Below are 16,568 nucleotides of genomic sequence, written 5' to 3'. Positions count from 1 at the left end.
TACGTACGGTGGAGCCATGGCAACCCCCACCGCTCCCTCCGAGAAGACTCCGGCCGAGAAGAGTTCGGACGAGAAGACTCCGTCGACGACGAGTCCCACCCCCATCGCCACCGAGCCCACCATCGACGATCCGGTCGCCCCCGCGGACGTGTCCGCCGACGGTGAGTTGTCGGCGGAGGAGCGGGCCCTACTCGTCGACAACCTGCGCTTCGTCCTCGACGGCCACTGGCGCGCCACGAGGGACACGGTGCGCGAGAACTCCAATCGCGCCGATCTGCTGCCGGACCCGTCCCGCACTCTCGACGAAGCCCGCGCGCACACCCTCGAGGTGATGCGCGAACTCGCGTCGCAGGGGTTCGCCGCCGCGGGATTCGCCTCCGACCACGGCGGAACGGGCGACATCGGTGCATCGATCACCGCGATCGAGATGCTCGGTTACGCCGATCTGTCGCTGATGGTCAAGGCCGGCGTGCAGTGGGGACTCTTCGGCGGTGCCGTCGAGAACCTGGGCACCAAGCGGCATCATGAGAAGTACGTGCCGGGGATCATCGACCTCGACGTGCTCGGTTGTTTCGCGATGACCGAGACCGGCCACGGCTCCAACGTGCAGGCGGTCGAGACCACCGCCACCTATGACCGCGATGCCCGTGAATTCGTGGTGCACTCCCCGACTCCGTCGTCGCGCAAGGACTACATCGGTGGAGCGGCGGAACACGCACGCTTCGCGGCCGTGTTCGCACAGCTCGTCACCGGCGGGCCGGGCGAGGAGCCCGAGGGTCGTGGCGTGCACTGTTTCGTGGTCCCCATCCGCGACGAGGACGGCAACGACCTGCCCGGCGTCACCACCAGCGACTGCGGTTACAAGGGCGGTCTGGCCGGAGTCGACAACGGCCGCATCATGTTCGACAACGTCCGCATCCCGGCGGAGAACCTCCTCAACCGGTACGCCGACGTCGCCGAGGACGGCACGTACAGCTCCCCCATCGAGAACACCAACCGCCGCTTCTTCACCATGCTCGGCACACTGATCCGCGGCCGGGTCAGCGTCGCCGCGACCGCGGGCGCCGCAGGCCGCAAGGCGCTCGCGCTCGCGACCCGCTACGGACTCATCCGCAAGCAGTTCGAGGCACCCGACGGCACCGACGAGATCACGGTGATGGATTACCTGGGCCACCAGCGAAAGCTGTTGCCGCTCATCGCCAAGTCGTATGCGATCGGGTTCGCGCAGAACGAGATCGTCGCCGAACTGCACGAGGTGCAGTCGGTCGCACCCGACGATTCCGACGCCGGGCGCCAGCGCCAGCTCGAGGGACAGGCCGCGGGCCTCAAGGCCTACGCCACCTGGCATGCCTCCCACGCGATCAACGTCAGCCGTGAGGCCTGCGGCGGCGCTGGGTATCTCGACGAGAACCAGCTCTCGATCATGCGCGGCGACATCGACGTGTTCACCACCTTCGAGGGCGACAACACGATCATGACGCAGCTGATCGCCAAGGAACTGCTGTCGGCCTACTCCGAAGACGTGCAGGGGCTGTCCGCGGGCGGCTGGGTCCGGTTCATCGCCGGCATGGCACGCGACGTCGTCGCCGAGAAGACCGCGGTGCGCCAGGTCGTGCAGACCCTGCTCGACGGCTCGGACGAGGACACCGAGAAGTCGGCACTGACCGACCGCAGTACTCAGATCCGGTTGTTCCGCAATCGCGAGGACCACCTGGTCCGCACGTGCGCGCAACGACTGCGTCGGGCGATGGACGACGACAACGACGCCTTCGAGGTCTTCAACAACGCACAGGATCACCTGCTGCGTGTGGGTCACGCGCACATCGAGCGGGTGGTGCTCGAGGCCTTCGTCGAAGCCATCGAGACCTGCGATTCACGTTCGGCCGCAGAGCTTCTGGGCAAGGTGTGCGATCTGTTCGTGTACTCCGCGCTCGAGGACGACCTCTCGTGGTTCCTGATGCACCGGCACATCTCGGTCGAACGCGCCAAGGCCATCCGCCGCGGCGTCAACGAGCTGTGCCAGGACCTGCGGCCGCACGCGCGGTCGCTGGTCGACGCCTTCGGCGTCCCCGAGGAATTGCTGCGGGCACCGATGCTCTCCAACGGCTGATCTTCCCCAGTCCCCACCGGGCGCGACCCGACTGCAACATCGCAGTCGGGTCGCGCCCGTTCTGCATCCGGACCACCCCGAGCGGACACCGGGGTTTGAACCGTGTCATCCCGGGCATACTGCCGCCGACGCCGCAGTGAAGACCACGCCGCGACGCACGACGAGATCGCGCAGGTCTCGCGTCCGGTCAGGCCGGCATCGCGATCCGTCCCACCCGAACCGTCCACCACGGCCCGTCGATCCGCGGAAGCGCTGCAGCGCAATCTCTTGCGCGCCGTAACACACTCTGCCGACGAGCGACTCGATCCGATCTGTGAGGGGAATACATGTTCCGCCATACCGATTACATGCAGTTCGACGTCAAGCCGGAGAAGCCGGATCCCATCTACGCCCGCAAGCTCCAAGAATTGCTCGGCGGTGCCTACGGCGAGATGACCGTCACGATGCAGTACCTCATGCAGGGCTGGAACTGCCGCATGAAGGGCAAGTACAAGGACATGATCATGGACATCGCGACCGAGGAGATCGGTCACGTGGAGATGATCGCCACCATGGTCGCGCGCCTGCTCGAAGGTGCGCCGGTCACCGACTCGACGGCCAACGCCCTCGGCGACCCGGTCGTCGCCGCGGTTCTGGGCGGCACCGACCCGACCCAGGCCATCTTCGCCGGCGGCGGACCGCGTCTCGCCGACAGCAACGGCGTGCCGTGGAACAGCGGGTACATCACCCACAGCGGAAACCTGCTGGCCGACTTCCACGCGAACGTGACCGCGGAGGCCCAGGGTCGCGTGCAGACCGCGCGCCTGTGGCACATGACCGACGATCCGGGCGTGAAGGCCATGCTGCGGTTCAATCTCGCACGCGACACGTTCCACCAGAACCTGTGGCTCAAGGGCATCGAGGAGCTCAAGGAGGACGGGCTGGAGGGCACCATCGCCCCCGACGACCTCTTCGACGAGGAGTACAGCGAGCACGCCAGCACCCTGTGGCATCTCTCCGACGGGGAGGACTCCAACAAGGGCGGCTGGGCCAGCGGCCCCACCCCCGACGGAGCGCACGAGTTCAAGTTCCTCGCCGACCCGCAGCCGCTCGGCGACCGGCAGTCCGGCCCGCCGCCGGACCCCAAGCTCTACGCCACCTACGACGGCGCGATGGGCACCCCCCAGAAGCCGCAGTTGGGCACGGAGAAGGGCGTCATCGGCAAGATCAAGGACGCTGTCGATCCGGACCCGACCGGATAGACCGGCACGTTGCTCCCCGCACGCCGCCCGGTGGCGAACCGACGAGGTTCGCCACCGGGCGCGTGTGCATCCACTCGATCACCGGAGTTTTCATGAGCTCAATTCCCGACCTCATCACGACCCCGTTCAGATGGCTCGGCGCGCTACGGCACGCACGCGTGTTCCATCCCGATGGTCTGCTGTGCGGCGGCCGTGCCTCGGTGTCCGCAGACCACCCACTCCCCTTCCGCAGCGGCCCGGTGTCGGTGCGCGTGTCCAAGGGGATCGGCACCCCCGGCGGGCTGCCCGACATCGTCGGGTTGGCGATCCGCTTCCCGGCGACCGATCAGGGCACCGTCGGCGGGGGCGGTGTCTCACCGTCGACCAATGCGACCGGCGCCTGGGATCTGCTACTCGCGGGTCCGGCCCCGCTGGCCGGCCGCCTGCCCGTGCCGCTCCCGACGACGCACTGGGCCACCGCGGTGTCCAGCCTGACGCCGTACCGGTACGACGGCGACCTCTATTGGATTCGTGCGCGCATCGTCGAGCCGGCCGAATCGTCGGGTCTGTCGATCGAGGACCTGGCCGCGCGCTTGCGCCAGAACAAGCCCATCGTGATCGTGCTGGAAGCGGGCGCCGGACGGTTCGTCCCCGTCGTCCGCATCGAACTCGACCACGTCCTCACCGGGCTCGACGTCGACTTCGACCCGATCCTGCACCGGCCCGAGAGCGTCGAGTTCGCGCCGTCGTGGCTCGGTGACCTACGCCGCCGCGCCTACCGCGACAGCAGGACCGGACGTCACTCGGTCTCGTCCTGAGACTCCGCCTCGGTGGTCGAGCGCTTCGACGACCGGGGCGGCAACCCCATGCGCACCGCCTCATGGGCCTGGGTGAGCTCGCTGCGGAATCGTTCGATGTCGCGAGCCCACGCCTGCGCGAGCGTGCCCGTCGTCAGCTCCACCCCGATACCCTTCCGGCGGCGCGGCACGCCGTGCAGTTCGCCCAGGGCCGACGCACTCTCCCAATCCTCGGGGGCAGCACCGTGATTGGGCGGGAAGACCTTCTCGATGTCGGAGAGCGGGATGGTCACCGCCCCCTGCCGGAGGGTGGTCTCGGTGAGCTCGACGCTGACGTGGCGGCGTGCCGCCGACACCTGCACGACCGAGAAGCCGAGCAGGATCACGAAGAAGATCGCCAGCACCGGCCAGTGCACCTGCCCGGGACCCGCGATCTCCACGGCGAGGACCCCGCCGACCAGGAGCGGGCCGATGAGCACCACCCACCAACTGCCGCCGGGTTCGTAGAACAGGGTCTCGCCGACGGGTGCCTCGTCCTCCGGCCCTGTGGCGTCCGGCGTCTCGTCGCTCACGATCGCTTCTTGCGCCCGGATCGGTTCTTGGGTTCGGCGTGCTTCTCGGGTTCGGGGGCCTTACCCGTGTACCAGGTCTCCGACGGCGGCCGGTAGGCGAGCAACGAACCGAACAGACCGATGATCCCCGCGATCAGCGCGAGCGCGAACACCGGGGACCCGAGCCCGACGCTGAGAAACAACAGCATCGCGACGACGACGAGGGTCAGCGCGGACAACGAGGACCGCCATCTCGCGTCGCCGGTGAACGCCTTGCTGCCCAGCAGGATGAACGCGACGCCGACGACCGCCACCATCGCGCCGAGCACACCGGACGCGACCGTGCCCGAGTCGTCGAGCGCCGACAGGACGATGACGAGCGCGCCGAGCGCCACCAGCAGCGAACCGGACACGAGCCAACAGCGGTAGGCCCAGACGACGAGTTTCGGTCGCTGCGCCGGGTCGGGACTGGTCACTGGTTCTTCGGTCCTTCGCTGTGGTTCTCCGGATGGCGGTCGGCGCCCCCGCTCCGATCTTCCCCGCTCCGATGGTGGCTGTCACCATACGGCCTGTCCTCCGCGGCCGCGGCGCGCTTCGACTCATCGTCGGCACGACTCGACTCATACGGGCTCTGGCCGTACGGATTCTGGGTGTACGTGTCCTGGCCGTACGGACTTCGGGTGTTGGGGTTCTGGCCGTAGGGGTTCTGCTCGTAGGGGTTGTGGCCGTATGGGTTCTGGCCGTACGGGTTCTGGCCGTAGGGATACGGGTGAGGCGGCGCGGGCGGGTGCACCGGCTGCGGTTTCCGCGCGGTCGCCATCTCCCGGCAGTACTTCTCCGACTCGCCGCGCATCAGCAGGACGGTCGCGCCGAGCGCGGCGACACCGCTGATCACCAGCGGGATCATCGCCCACGCCGGCGACGTGTCCCCGAACAGCGAGAACAGCAGATTGACCATCACGTAGACACCCATCGCCGACAACACGATGCGAGCCCAGTTGTAGCCCTTGCGCGTGAACCAGACGACCAGCGCCGTGATCGCGGTGAGGAACACCGACGTCGCCACCAGCACGCCGACCACGAAGCCCGACGACGTCATGAACTCGAGCTGATCGGCCGACACGCCCTCCGGAGGGGCAGTACGAACCTGGTCGCGCACCATGTCGACGAACGTGCCGGTCTGCGCGAACAACGCCACGATCTGCCCGACGATCACCACCGCCCACAACTCGACGGCGATGGACACGGAATCGGGAACCGGAGGGCGCGACGCCGTGGCGTTCTGCGGGTGCGGCGGGTCGTACGGGGAGGACATGCGACCAGCCTAGTGAACCCGGGCCTCGGCAACCGCCGCACGCGGTGTCGCCGGCAGCGCCGCGCGCCCGCTCACGAAAGTCGCTGCGCGACCGATCACGAAAGTCGCCGCGCGCCGGATCAGGAAACTCGCCGCGCGACCTCGGCAGCCCAGTAGGTCAGGACGATCGAGGCACCGGCCCGCCGAATGGAGGTCAGGGACTCGAGGATCGCCGCATCCCGGTCGATCCATCCGCGCTCGGCCGCCGCGGTGATCATCGAGTACTCGCCGCTGATCTGATACGCCGCCACCGGCACATCGCTCATCTCCGCGACATCCCGCACGATGTCGAGGTAGCTCATCGCCGGCTTCACCATGACGATGTCGGCGCCCTCCTCCAGATCGAGGCGGACCTCGCGCAGCGCTTCGATCCGGTTGGCCGCATCCTGCTGATACGTCCGGCGGTCCCCCTGCAGCGACGACCCGACGGCCTCGCGGAACGGACCGTAGAACGCCGAGGCGTACTTGGCGCTGTAGGCGAGAATGCCCGTGTCGGTGAAGCCTTCGGCGTCGAGCGCCGCACGGATCGTGGCGACCTGGCCGTCCATCATCCCGCTCGGCCCCAGCAGATGCGCACCCGCGCGGGCCTGGGCCAGCGACATCGAGACGTACCGGTCGAGCGTGACGTCGTTGTCCACGCGCCCCCGCTCGTCGACCACGCCGCAGTGCCCGTGGTCGGTGAACTCGTCCAGGCACGTGTCGGCCATCAGGACGGTGGCGTCACCGAGGTCGTCGGACAGGGTGCGCAACGCACGGTTGAGGATGCCGTTCTCGGCGTCCGCACCCGAGCCGGTCGCGTCCTTGTCCTCGGGTTGCGGCACCCCGAACAACATCAGTCCGCCGACGCCGGCCTCGACCGCCTCCGCGGCCGCCGACCGCAGCGAATCCATCGTGTGCTGGACGACACCGGGCATCGAGGAGATCGCCACCGGGTCGGCGATGCCGTCGGCGACGAACATCGGCAGCACCAGATGCCGCGGCTCGAGCGAGGTCTCGGCGACCAGGCGACGCATCGCCGGGGTGGTGCGCAACCGTCGCGGCCTGATCACCGGTGACATGGTGTCTCCTTGTCGTTCACGGGCCCGTCGAGGCTCGTCGCTTGCGCTCCTCGCACCTCAGGGAGCGGTCGGGGCTCGTCGCTCACCTCAGGGCGGCGCCTCAGGGAGCGAGGCAGTTCACGAACGCGAACGGCGGGACTTCTTGCGCGGGGGCGGAAGTGCGCCCTCGGCCCGCAGCCGGGCGGCATGCTCGGCGAGCGCATCGACCAACTCGATCACGGAGGCATTCTCGGGCTGCACGTCCACCCGCAGCCCGAATTCCGTTGCGGTCTCGGCGGTCTTGGGTCCGATACACGCGACGATGGTGCGCGCGTGCGGCTTTCCGGCGATGCCGACGAGGTTGCGGACCGTCGAGCTCGAGGTGAAGCAGACCGCGTCGAAGCCGCCGGTCTTGATCATCTCGCGGGTCTCGGCGGGCGGCGGGGCCGCGCGCACGGTGCGGTAGGCCGTGACGTCGTCGATCTCCCAGCCGCGGTCGCGCAACCCCTCGGACAGGGTCTCGGTGGCGATGTCCGCGCGCGGCAACAGGATCCGGTTGACCGGATCGAACACGTCGTCGTAGGGCGGGAACTCGTCGAGCAGGCCCAGCGAGCTCTGCTCACCCGACGGCACCAGTTCGGGGTTGATACCGAAGGAACGCACCTTCTCCGCGGTGGCCTCGCCGACGCAGGCGATCTTCACGCCGGAGAACGCGCGGGCGTCGAGACCGAACTCGGCGAACTTCTCCCACACGGCACGCACGGCGTTGGTCGAGGTGAACACGACCCACTGGTAGCGGCCGTCGACGAGGCCCTTGACGGCGCGCTCCATCTGCGCCGGACTCCGCGGCGGCTCGACCGCGATGGTCGGGACCTCCTTGGGCATCGCGCCGTGGCTGACGAGCCGCTCACTCATGTCGCCGGCCTGGTCCTTGGTACGCGGCACCAGCACGGTCCAGCCGTACAGGGCACGCGACTCCCACCACGAGAGCTTGCCGCGCGCACCCACGACCTTGCCGACGGTGACGATCAGCGGGCCGGTGAGCGCATTGCCCTGCTCGTTGAGGGTCGCCAGCGTGGCCTCGATGGTCCGCTGGGCGCACGTGGTGCCGTTGATGGTGATGGCGGCGGGGGTCTGCGGGGCCATGCCGTGTTCGGTGAGAGCGCTCGCGGTCTCGGCCAGGTGACCCGACGTCGCGTGCAGCACCAGCGGGCCCGGGGCGGCGGCCAGCGCCGCCCAGTCGACCTCCCCGCGCACGTCGGCCTCGGTGTGGGTCGAGCCCAGCGGCATACCCGCATAGCTCGGGACGACCGAGGCGGCGGGCAGACCCGGCAGCACCTCGAAGGTGACCGACGTCCGGGCCACGGCGTTGACCTCGGCCAGCACCGAATCGGTCGTGAGCGGGTCGCCGGCGACGACGCGGACCACATCGTCGCCGTTGCGTGCGGCGGCGACGAGGGTCTTGGCGACCTCGGCCGGATCGCCGAGGGCAGGCCGCACCACCGACTCCTCGTCGGCGGGGGCGGCGGGGGCGGCGTCAGCGGTGGCGCCGGCCTCGGCAGCCGCGGCGTCCGCGACGGAACCGTCCGCGGCGACGGGTGTCGAACCGTCCGCCGGGGCGTCGTCTGCGGGCTTGTCGGCCTTCTTGGTGGACCGTCGAGTGTCTGGCGTGGGTTCGTCGCGATGCGCACTACCGATCAGCGACACGACCGGTGCCGGCACATCGGGGTCGATGTAGGCCGTGGTCGCGTTGGTGATCACGGTGCGCGCCCGCACGGTGAGCAGGTCGGGATCACCTGGACCCGACCCCACGAACAGGATCCGTCCGGGATTTGCCTTCTTCGTACGGCTCATGGGTTCGCACTCTCCTGCCCTCCGGGGAGGGCTGCAGTTCGTTCTCTGCTAGGGAGAGTTGACGAGGTCGCCCGCTCCCAGCTCCAGCAGTTCGGCGGCGAGATCCTTGCCCAGCTGAACGGCACGATCGACCGGACCCACCGCCGAAGCGCGGATCACATCCGATCCGTCCTCGGCCGCCACCGCCGCTCGCAGCGACAGTTCGGCGAAGATGCGCCCGTCCTCATCGATCGACTCGACCACCTCGGCGATCGCGCCGACCGGAGCGGTACATCCGGCTTCGAGAGCCGCGAGTACCGCCCGTTCGGCCTCGATGGCCGCGCGGGTGGACGGGTCGTCCAACTCGGCGAGAATTCTCACCAGTTCGGCATCGTCTGAGCGGCACTCCACAGCGAGTGCACCCTGCGCCGGAGCCGGCAGCATGACCACCGGTTCGAGCGCTTCGGAGACCACTTCGGTGCGTCCGATCCGCACGAGCCCGGCGCGGGCGACCACGACTGCGTCGAGTTCGCCGCTGGCGACTTTGCCCAACCGAGAGTCTAGGTTGCCTCGTAGGGGGCGGATTTCCAAACCGAGACCCAGTGCTCTAAGCTGCGCGGCCCGCCGCGGGGCCGAGGTACCGATGACCGAGCCGGGCGGGAGTTCGCCGAGCACGAGTCCGTCGCGCGCGACCAGTGCGTCCCGGGGATCGACGCGTGTCGGGACGGCCGCGATCGTGAGGTCGTCCTCGGGTGCGGTCGGCAGATCCTTGTACGAATGGACCGCGACGTCGACCTCGTCGTTGCGGAGGGCCACGCGGATGGCGGTGGTGAACACACCGACACCGATCTCGGCGACCGGGGCGGCCGAGGCGTCACCGGCGGTCTTGATGATCACCAGCTCGGCGGGATGGCCGGCGGCGATCAGCGCATCGGCGATGGTCTGCGACTGGGTGGTGGCCAGCAGCGAACCCCGCGTACCGATCCGGATCGGCGCGGGAGAAGATGCGCTCATCGGTCACCCAGCTCGCCGGTCGACTCGCCCGCGGGCAGGCCACCGAGATGGTCGGGAGCCGAAACCGCTTCCGCCGCACCGGGCTTGAGCTCGAACAGTTCGCGCAGCGCCTCGGCGTAGTGGTCCCCGTTGGGGGTCGACGCCAGTTGCTTGACCCGGACGGTCGGCGCATGCAGGAGCTTGTCGACGACGCGTCGGACGGTCTTGGCGACCTCGTCGCGCTGCGCGCCCTCGAGGTCCGGGAGGCGAGTCTCGAGCCGGAGGATCTCGGCCTCGACGACGTCGGCGGCGCGCTGACGCAGCGCCGCGACGGTCGGGGTGACCTCGGCCTGGCGCTGATGGGTCAGGTAGTCGGCGAGTTCGGCGGCGACGATCGACCGCGCCGCGAGGGTGTCGTTCTCGGCGGCCTGGGTCTCGGAGTCGCCGCGCAGTCCCTCGATGTCGACGATGTGCACGCCCGGCAGTCGCGCGGCGGCCGGGTCGACGTTGCGCGGGAGTCCGAGGTCGCAGATGACGAGCGGTGCGGGCGCGTTACCGCCCGCCTCGTTGCCGGCGCGGGAGGCGAGAGCCTCGTGCACCGACCCCACGCCCACCACCGCACCGATCGCGCCGGTACACGTCACGACGACGTCGGCGGTGGCCATCGCGGCCGGCAGATCGTCGAGCCCGACGCCCCGGACGCTGATGCCGTGGTTGGCCGCGATGTTGCCTGCGAGATGGTCGGCCTTGTCGACGGTCCGGTTCACGACGACCATCTCGGTGACGCCCTCGCGGGCCAGCTGCGCGGTGGCCAGGCCACCCATCGCGCCGGCACCGACGACGACCGCGCGGCGCAGGCGGTGCGCACCGGTTGCGGGATCGGTGAGCAACGACTTGGCGCGGTGCAGTGCGACGGAGACCACCGAGGCCCCGGCACGGTCGATACCGGTCTCGGTGTGCACACGCTTGCCGACGCGCAGCGCCTGCTGCGCCAGCTCGTGCAGCACGCGTCCGGCGGAGTCGTTGGCATCGGCACTCAGATAGGCGTTGCGGATCTGGCCGAGGATCTGCTGCTCGCCCACGACGAGGGAATCGAGGCCGGCGGCGACGGTGAACAGGTGTTCCACCGCGGCCTCGGAGTAGCGGACGTAGGCGTGCCGGGTCATGTCGTTGACCGTCATGCCCGAGTGGTCGCCCAGGACGGCACCGACGGCCTCGAGGGCGGGGTGGAAGGCGTCGACGACCGCGTAGATCTCGACCCGGTTGCAGGTCGAGACCAGCATCGCCTCGGAGATGGCCCGCGAGGAGAGCAGCGCGTCGACCAGCTTGGGACGGTCGTGGTCGGAGACCGCCAACCGTTCGAGCACCTCGACGGGCGCACTGCGGTGCGATACCCCGAACAACAGAACACTCACGCTGTCACCGTTTCTTCACCCATTGCGTTTCCCTGGCGTGCATCGGACGCCTTGCCCCCGCGCGGCTCCTCGACGGAGCTGCGCGGCGGTTCGCGAAGGTCGTTCCGCTGGGCCTGTGCCGTGCCACGAGAGGCCTGGAACGCCAACACCTGTAGTTCCAAGGCTAGATCAACCTGTCTGACGACGACATCCGACTCCGCCGAGAGCGACACCGGGGTGACGTTGAGCACCTGCGTCACCCCCGCCGCGACGAACGCGTCGAACGCACGCCGGGCGTCGTCGTCGGCGGTCGCGATCACCGCGATCTCGATCGCCGGGGCCACCCGGGCACACACCGATGCGATGTCGGAGAGCGGCGCCACCACGGGACCGTCGGGTTCCAGCGACACACCGGCCAGCGCGGGATCGTCGTCGAACATGGCGGCGACCCGGAATCCGCGACCGAAGCCGGTGTGGGTCAGCAGCGCGCGTCCGAGCGTCCCGGCTCCCGCGAGTGCGACGGTGTGGATGCTGTCGGTGTGCAGGGTCATCGAGATGCGGGCCGTCAGCCGGGCGACGTCGTAGCCCACCCCGCGGACACCGTTGGCCGCGACGTAGGAGAGGTCCTTGCGCAGGATGGCGGGGTTGACCCCCGCGGCGGTCGCCAGCTCACCGCTCGAGGCGATCAGTACGCCGCGCCGGCTGAACGAACGCAGCACGTAGAGGTAAGTTGCGAGCCTCGTGACGGTGGGCGCGGGGATGTCGGCGGCATCGATCGCGGGCTGGGTGCCGATCAGGGACGCCGGGTCGGTGGCGGAGTGCGACCGGACGGACGCGGGAGGATCGGCGTCGGCCGACTTCGCACGTTGCGCGCCCACACTCACCCCTACACATCCCGACGTCACGACGAGGTCGAGGATATAACTTCCCTGTGAATCTGTTCACACGGCCCCCTGCGACCCGGGGGCCTGTGTTAGGCGCGCGGAAGAGTTCCGCGGCGGATCAGGTCCGCCCGGCGAGGTCGGCGCGCAACCGCGGCTCGTCGACCTCCCAGAAGCTGTGCTCGTCCCCGTCGAGCAGGATCACCGGCAAGCGATCACCGAACTCCGCCCGGATCTCCGGACGGCCGTCGGTGGCGGCGAGGTCGACGTCGACCTCGGTGAACCCGATTCCGAGATCGCCGCAGATCCGCGTCAGGTCGGCGCGGGCCGCCGCACAAGCCGAACATCCCGCCCTGGTCAGCAGTTCCACCGTCATACCGACCATCCTCGCAGCGCCGCGATCGCGCCCGCACCCGGGTGAGCGCGCGCGACGATGTGCGATTCGACACCCCCTCGCCGGAGCCGCATCGCGGACTGCGGGATCGGCGACCGGGGCCGCTAGGCTGGACCAGCAGGCAGTGCTGGCGCAACCGCGTGGGAGGTGGGCAGTGGGCGACATCCCGGGCCCGGAAGACCGACAGACCGACAACACGCCCAACAGCGACACGCCCGACGCGCACACGCCCCACGACGCCACCTCCCTGCCCCCGAACCCCCATCCGGACGCCGCGGGCGAAGCCCCCGACTCCGGTGACGCGCTCGCGGGAGACGACTGGGAGACCCACGCCGCCGATGTCGAGTTCTCCGACGACTTCGACGAGGACGCCGAACTCCACGCACTCGCCGACGACGAGACCAACCGCGTCACCACCTGGATCTCGCAGCGCGCCAACGCCGCGACCGGACGATTCCGGCAGACGGCGAACGAGCTGCGGCAGACCCTCGCCGGCGAGGCCAGCGCGAAGGCGGCCGTCGACTCGCTGCGCTCTCGGGAGACCTCCGAGATCCCCGGCGAGCCGCGCCGCGACCTCACCGCAGCGGCCTTCTTCGACGTCGACAACACCCTCGTCCAGGGCGCGTCGATCGTGCACTTCGCGCGGGGTCTCGCCGCGCACAAGTACTTCTCCTACAGCGACATCATGGATTTCGCCTGGACCCAGGCGAAGTTCCGCATCACCGGCAAGGAGAACGCCCGCGACGTCGCCGAGGGCCGCGAGAAGGCGTTGTCCTTCATCGCGGGACGGCAGACGTCCGAACTCGTCGAACTCGGCGAGGAGATCTTCGACGACTACATCGCCGACAAGATCTGGCCCGGCACCCGCGCACTCGCCCAGCGACACCTCGACGCCGGGCAACAGGTGTGGTTGGTGACGGCCACACCGGTCGAACTCGCCCAGACCATCGCCGACCGGCTCGGCCTGACCGGCGCCCTGGGGACGGTCGCCGAGAGCGTCGACGGGGTCTTCACCGGACGGCTCGTCGGCGACATCCTGCACGGCCCCGGCAAGGCGCATGCGGTGCGCGCACTGGCCATCCGGGAGGGTCTCAACCTCAAACGCTGTACGGCGTACTCGGATTCGCACAACGACGTACCGATGCTGTCGCTGGTGGGCCGAGCGGTGGCCATCAACCCCGACACCGACCTCCGCGACGTCGCGAAGGTCCGCGGCTGGGAGATGTACGACTTCCGCACAGCCCGCAAGGCCGCGAAGTACGGTGCGGGAACCGCGATCGTGCTCGGCGCCGCGGGCGGCGGCGCCGCAGCCGCCGCCCGGTATTTCCGTCAACGCTAGCCCGGATTTCGTAGCAGCAATGCGGCCATGACGCGCATTGCTGCTACGAGATTGCGGTCGCCTACAGCGAGTCGACCTCGCTCATCGGATCGATGAGGACCTTGGCGTGGTGCTGGGCGATACCGAGTGCGTCGAAGGCCGCCGCCACGCCGTCGAGGCCGACCGTTGCGGTGATCATCGGTCCGACGTCGACCGTCCCGTCGGCGATCATCTGCAGGGTCTCGTGGAACTCGGCCGGATCGTAGACGAACACGAACCGCAACTCGTGTTCCTTGTTCAGCGCCATCGCGGGGCGGAAGGTGTCGGGTTCCATGCAGACGCCGACCACGACGATGCGCGACCGGAACGGCGCCTCGGACACGATGTGTTCGATCATGCCCGGGGTCCCCACGCATTCGAAGATCACCGGACCCTTCGGGGTCGCCCCCAACCGGTCGGCCATCCGGAACAGAGATTGCCAGGGCGCCAACGGGATTCGACGCAGGGTGCGCATCGCGTCGAAGGCGGCGCCGAGCAGCTCCTGCGCCTGCGTCACGTACTTGCCGGCCTCGGCGCACCGATCGAACGGCGAGGTCACCGCTGGATCGACGACGATGTCGGCGCCCACCCGGTGTGCCAGCACCCGCCGGCCCGGTGACGGGTCGCTGGCGATGACCGTCCGCACGCCATCGGCCTTCAGCATGGTGATGATCGCGAGCCCGATCGGGCCGCAGCCGATCACGACCGCCACATCCCGACGGCCGACCTCACCGCGTCGGACCGCGTGATGGGCGACGGCCATCGGTTCGGTGAGGGCGGCATGCTCGGGCGACAGACCGTCGGGGATCTCAAACGTCATGTCCTCGGCGGCGAGCACGAACTGGGCATACGCCCCGGGCGCCGACTCCGACAGTCCGGTCAGATGCGCCTCGTCCCCGTGTCGGATCATCGGCAGCGCGACGACCGGTGTCCCCGGCGCCCACCGTTTGCGGCATCCGGGCCCGTAGGAGACCACCTCGCCGGCGAACTCGTGCCCCATGACCACCGACTGCTCCGAACGCATGAAGGCGTCATAACCGACCTCGGCGGACACCTCCGCCGTGGCATCGCCGTGCACGCGGGCATGGAGATCGGATCCGCAGATCCCCGAGCGGAGGACCCGGAGCAGCACCTGCCCCCTTCCCGGTTCCGGGGTGGGGATCTCCTGGACCGTCAGTTCGCCGTTTCGGCACACGACTGCACGCATGGCTCCATGCGTAGCAGTCGGCGGGCTGCCGCGGCGTCGAACACGCTCAGGCGTCGCGGCGTGTCAGCCGAAATAGACGCTGCCGCGTCGGCTCAACATCCGGAACAGGGTCTGCTGGATCTCCTCGCGGACGTGGTCGGTGAGATCGAAGACCACCATCGGATCGTCGGCCGACGACTCGTCGTAGGAGCCCGTCTCGATGGGGCGGCCGAAGTGGATGTGCCACTTCGACGGCAGCGGCACCAGCCCGAGCGGTCCGAGCCACGGGAACAACGGTGTGACCGGGAAGTACGGCAGGCCCAGGACCTTCGCCAGCGGCTTGAGGTCGGCGAGCATCGGGTAGATCTCCTCGGAACCGACGATCGAGACCGGGATGATCGGCGCCGCGTTGCGCAGCGCGGTGGTGACGAAGCCGCCGCGACCGAAGCGCTGGAGCTTGTAGCGGTCCTTGTAGAGCTTGCCGATCCCCTTGAAGCCCTCGGGCCACACCGCCGTCAGCTCACCGGCCCGCAGCAGCCGGTCGGCGTCGTTGGTGCAGGCCAGGGTCGCGCCGATGCGACGTGCGACCTCGCTGATGCCCGGGGTGTCGAAGGCCATGTCCGCGGCCAGGACGCGGAGGTACCGACCGTCGGGGTGGTTGTCGTGGACCGCCAGCGAGGTGATGACCGCGTCGACGGGGATGGTGCCGGCGTGGTTGGCGACGAGCAGTGCGCCGCCGTCGAGCGGCAGGTTCTCGATACCGGTGACCTCGACGCGGAACCACTTCTCGTAGACCTGGCGCAGCGCGGGATACCAGACGGACTCGGTGAAATGCGGGTCGAAACCGAACTCGTCGACCTCGTACTCCCCGGCCATCCGTTCGCGGATGAACCCGGCGGTCGAGGTGAGCGTGTCGGCGACCGCACCTCGCAGGCCACCCAGGCTGAACAGCGGGCTCGACTTCGACGGGCCGCGATGCTCGGGGCCGAGCGCCTCCTCGGGCAGGCTGATCTCGTCACTGATCGGCGTCACCCGGGCGGGTTCGCGCCCGAAACCATCGGTGTTCGGGTGGCCGAGGTGGTTCGACGATTGTCGTTGCGCCACAGACGCTCTCGGCCGACCGCCGGGCTGCTGGCTCGGGTGGCGACGGCGCCCGGACTCGCGGGAGTCACCGACACCACCGGGACCCGACGGCGCCGTGTAGAGCTGAATGACTTTCGCGGTACGTGCGTCGCTCGCTCCGCCACCTGCCAAGGTGCTCACCCCTAGTCCGTGTCCTCGGTTCGAGACCCGAACCGATTCGGCCGCGGGTCTGCGTTGATGTCGATGCCACGAGACGCCGGCGGGAAGATCGGCCCGGGGCGTCGAATCCGGGCGTCCGCCGGATCTCGCCTCCGAACCGTTGTCGCCGGGCCGGGCGTGGTGTGGGTCTGGCGTCCAAGTCTAGTGGTTGCAGTCACG

General features: G+C 69.3%; 15 protein-coding genes. 4 read left to right on the top strand and 11 right to left on the bottom strand.

Annotation, left to right across the window (positions count from 1 at the left end):
- Window positions 1–16: 16 nt before the first annotated feature.
- The 3 genes from MAY35_RS11605 to MAY35_RS11595 all read left to right on the top strand — a co-directional run bounded on the left by MAY35_RS11605 (window position 17) and on the right by MAY35_RS11595 (window position 4,148).
- The gene (locus tag MAY35_RS11605) at window positions 17–2,110 is read left to right on the top strand and encodes an acyl-CoA dehydrogenase (protein WP_238421449.1); all 2,094 of its coding nucleotides are present in this window, start codon (window positions 17–19) and stop codon (window positions 2,108–2,110) included.
- A gap of 326 nt (window positions 2,111–2,436) precedes the next feature.
- Window positions 2,437–3,351 (top strand): manganese catalase family protein, encoded by a 915-nt coding sequence (locus tag MAY35_RS11600; RefSeq protein WP_238421448.1) that lies wholly within the window; start codon window positions 2,437–2,439, stop codon window positions 3,349–3,351.
- A 92-nt stretch (window positions 3,352–3,443) separates the two neighbouring features.
- Window positions 3,444–4,148 (top strand): hypothetical protein, encoded by a 705-nt coding sequence (locus tag MAY35_RS11595; protein ID WP_238421447.1) that lies wholly within the window; start codon window positions 3,444–3,446, stop codon window positions 4,146–4,148.
- Here MAY35_RS11595 and MAY35_RS11590 read toward each other — a convergent pair.
- From MAY35_RS11590 to MAY35_RS11550, 9 genes are all read right to left on the bottom strand, one after another.
- Window positions 4,130–4,699 (bottom strand): EbsA family protein, encoded by a 570-nt coding sequence (locus MAY35_RS11590; RefSeq protein ID WP_238421446.1) that lies wholly within the window; start codon window positions 4,697–4,699, stop codon window positions 4,130–4,132. The genes MAY35_RS11595 and MAY35_RS11590 overlap by 19 nt on opposite strands.
- Window positions 4,696–5,154: a hypothetical protein gene (locus MAY35_RS11585; protein WP_238421445.1), complete on the bottom strand. Its 459-nt coding sequence runs from the start codon at window positions 5,152–5,154 to the stop codon at window positions 4,696–4,698. The genes MAY35_RS11590 and MAY35_RS11585 overlap by 4 nt, the downstream gene beginning before the upstream one ends.
- The gene (locus MAY35_RS11580; protein WP_238421444.1) at window positions 5,151–5,993 is read right to left on the bottom strand and encodes a hypothetical protein; all 843 of its coding nucleotides are present in this window, start codon (window positions 5,991–5,993) and stop codon (window positions 5,151–5,153) included. Before MAY35_RS11580 ends, MAY35_RS11585 begins: the two co-directional genes overlap by 4 nt.
- Window positions 5,994–6,112: 119 nt before the next feature.
- Window positions 6,113–7,090 (bottom strand): porphobilinogen synthase, encoded by a 978-nt coding sequence (gene hemB / locus MAY35_RS11575; RefSeq protein ID WP_238421443.1) that lies wholly within the window; start codon window positions 7,088–7,090, stop codon window positions 6,113–6,115.
- 117 nt (window positions 7,091–7,207) lie between these two features.
- Window positions 7,208–8,923, bottom strand: a complete 1,716-nt coding sequence (locus MAY35_RS11570) for a bifunctional uroporphyrinogen-III C-methyltransferase/uroporphyrinogen-III synthase (protein ID WP_238421442.1) — start codon at window positions 8,921–8,923, stop codon at window positions 7,208–7,210.
- Window positions 8,924–8,971: 48 nt separating this feature from the next.
- Window positions 8,972–9,916 (bottom strand): hydroxymethylbilane synthase, encoded by a 945-nt coding sequence (gene hemC / locus MAY35_RS11565; RefSeq protein ID WP_238421441.1) that lies wholly within the window; start codon window positions 9,914–9,916, stop codon window positions 8,972–8,974.
- Window positions 9,913–11,310, bottom strand: a complete 1,398-nt coding sequence (locus tag MAY35_RS11560) for a glutamyl-tRNA reductase (protein WP_238421440.1) — start codon at window positions 11,308–11,310, stop codon at window positions 9,913–9,915. Before MAY35_RS11560 ends, hemC begins: the two co-directional genes overlap by 4 nt.
- Window positions 11,307–12,167, bottom strand: a complete 861-nt coding sequence (locus MAY35_RS11555; protein WP_238421549.1) for a redox-sensing transcriptional repressor Rex — start codon at window positions 12,165–12,167, stop codon at window positions 11,307–11,309. Before MAY35_RS11555 ends, MAY35_RS11560 begins: the two co-directional genes overlap by 4 nt.
- A 124-nt stretch (window positions 12,168–12,291) precedes the next feature.
- Entirely contained in the window at window positions 12,292–12,546 is a 255-nt protein-coding gene (locus tag MAY35_RS11550) for a glutaredoxin family protein (protein WP_238421439.1), read from the bottom strand.
- 172 nt (window positions 12,547–12,718) lie between these two features.
- On the opposite strand from MAY35_RS11550, the gene MAY35_RS11545 reads away from it, so the two are divergent.
- Window positions 12,719–13,903, top strand: coding sequence for an HAD family phosphatase (locus MAY35_RS11545; RefSeq protein ID WP_238421438.1), 1,185 nt, complete (start codon window positions 12,719–12,721; stop codon window positions 13,901–13,903).
- 61 nt (window positions 13,904–13,964) lie between these two features.
- On the opposite strand, the gene MAY35_RS11540 is transcribed toward MAY35_RS11545, so the two are convergent.
- Window positions 13,965–15,128, bottom strand: coding sequence for a zinc-binding dehydrogenase (locus MAY35_RS11540; protein ID WP_238421437.1), 1,164 nt, complete (start codon window positions 15,126–15,128; stop codon window positions 13,965–13,967).
- Window positions 15,129–15,191: 63 nt separating this feature from the next.
- Window positions 15,192–16,370, bottom strand: coding sequence for a lysophospholipid acyltransferase family protein (locus tag MAY35_RS11535; RefSeq protein WP_238421436.1), 1,179 nt, complete (start codon window positions 16,368–16,370; stop codon window positions 15,192–15,194).
- Window positions 16,371–16,568 lie beyond the last annotated feature (198 nt).

Origin of the sequence: Gordonia sp. 'Campus' (assembly GCF_022206305.1) — a bacterium.
In the GTDB taxonomy this organism is placed as follows: Bacteria; Actinomycetota; Actinomycetes; order Mycobacteriales; family Mycobacteriaceae; genus Gordonia.
This window is presented reverse-complemented; position numbering and strand designations above follow the sequence as displayed.

Excerpts from the sequence above, each read along its gene's own strand:
- MAY35_RS11605 (WP_238421449.1), top strand. The coding sequence starts at position 17 with ATGGCAACCCCCACCGCTCCCTCCGAGAAGACTCCGGCCGAGAAGAGT.
- MAY35_RS11600 (WP_238421448.1), top strand. The coding sequence starts at position 2,437 with ATGTTCCGCCATACCGATTACATGCAGTTCGACGTCAAGCCGGAGAAG.
- MAY35_RS11595 (WP_238421447.1), top strand. The coding sequence starts at position 3,444 with ATGAGCTCAATTCCCGACCTCATCACGACCCCGTTCAGATGGCTCGGC.
- MAY35_RS11580 (WP_238421444.1), bottom strand. The coding sequence starts at position 5,993 with ATGTCCTCCCCGTACGACCCGCCGCACCCGCAGAACGCCACGGCGTCG.
- hemB (WP_238421443.1), bottom strand. The coding sequence starts at position 7,090 with ATGTCACCGGTGATCAGGCCGCGACGGTTGCGCACCACCCCGGCGATG.
- MAY35_RS11570 (WP_238421442.1), bottom strand. The coding sequence starts at position 8,923 with ATGAGCCGTACGAAGAAGGCAAATCCCGGACGGATCCTGTTCGTGGGG.
- hemC (WP_238421441.1), bottom strand. The coding sequence starts at position 9,916 with ATGAGCGCATCTTCTCCCGCGCCGATCCGGATCGGTACGCGGGGTTCG.
- MAY35_RS11550 (WP_238421439.1), bottom strand. The coding sequence starts at position 12,546 with ATGACGGTGGAACTGCTGACCAGGGCGGGATGTTCGGCTTGTGCGGCG.
- MAY35_RS11540 (WP_238421437.1), bottom strand. The coding sequence starts at position 15,128 with ATGCGTGCAGTCGTGTGCCGAAACGGCGAACTGACGGTCCAGGAGATC.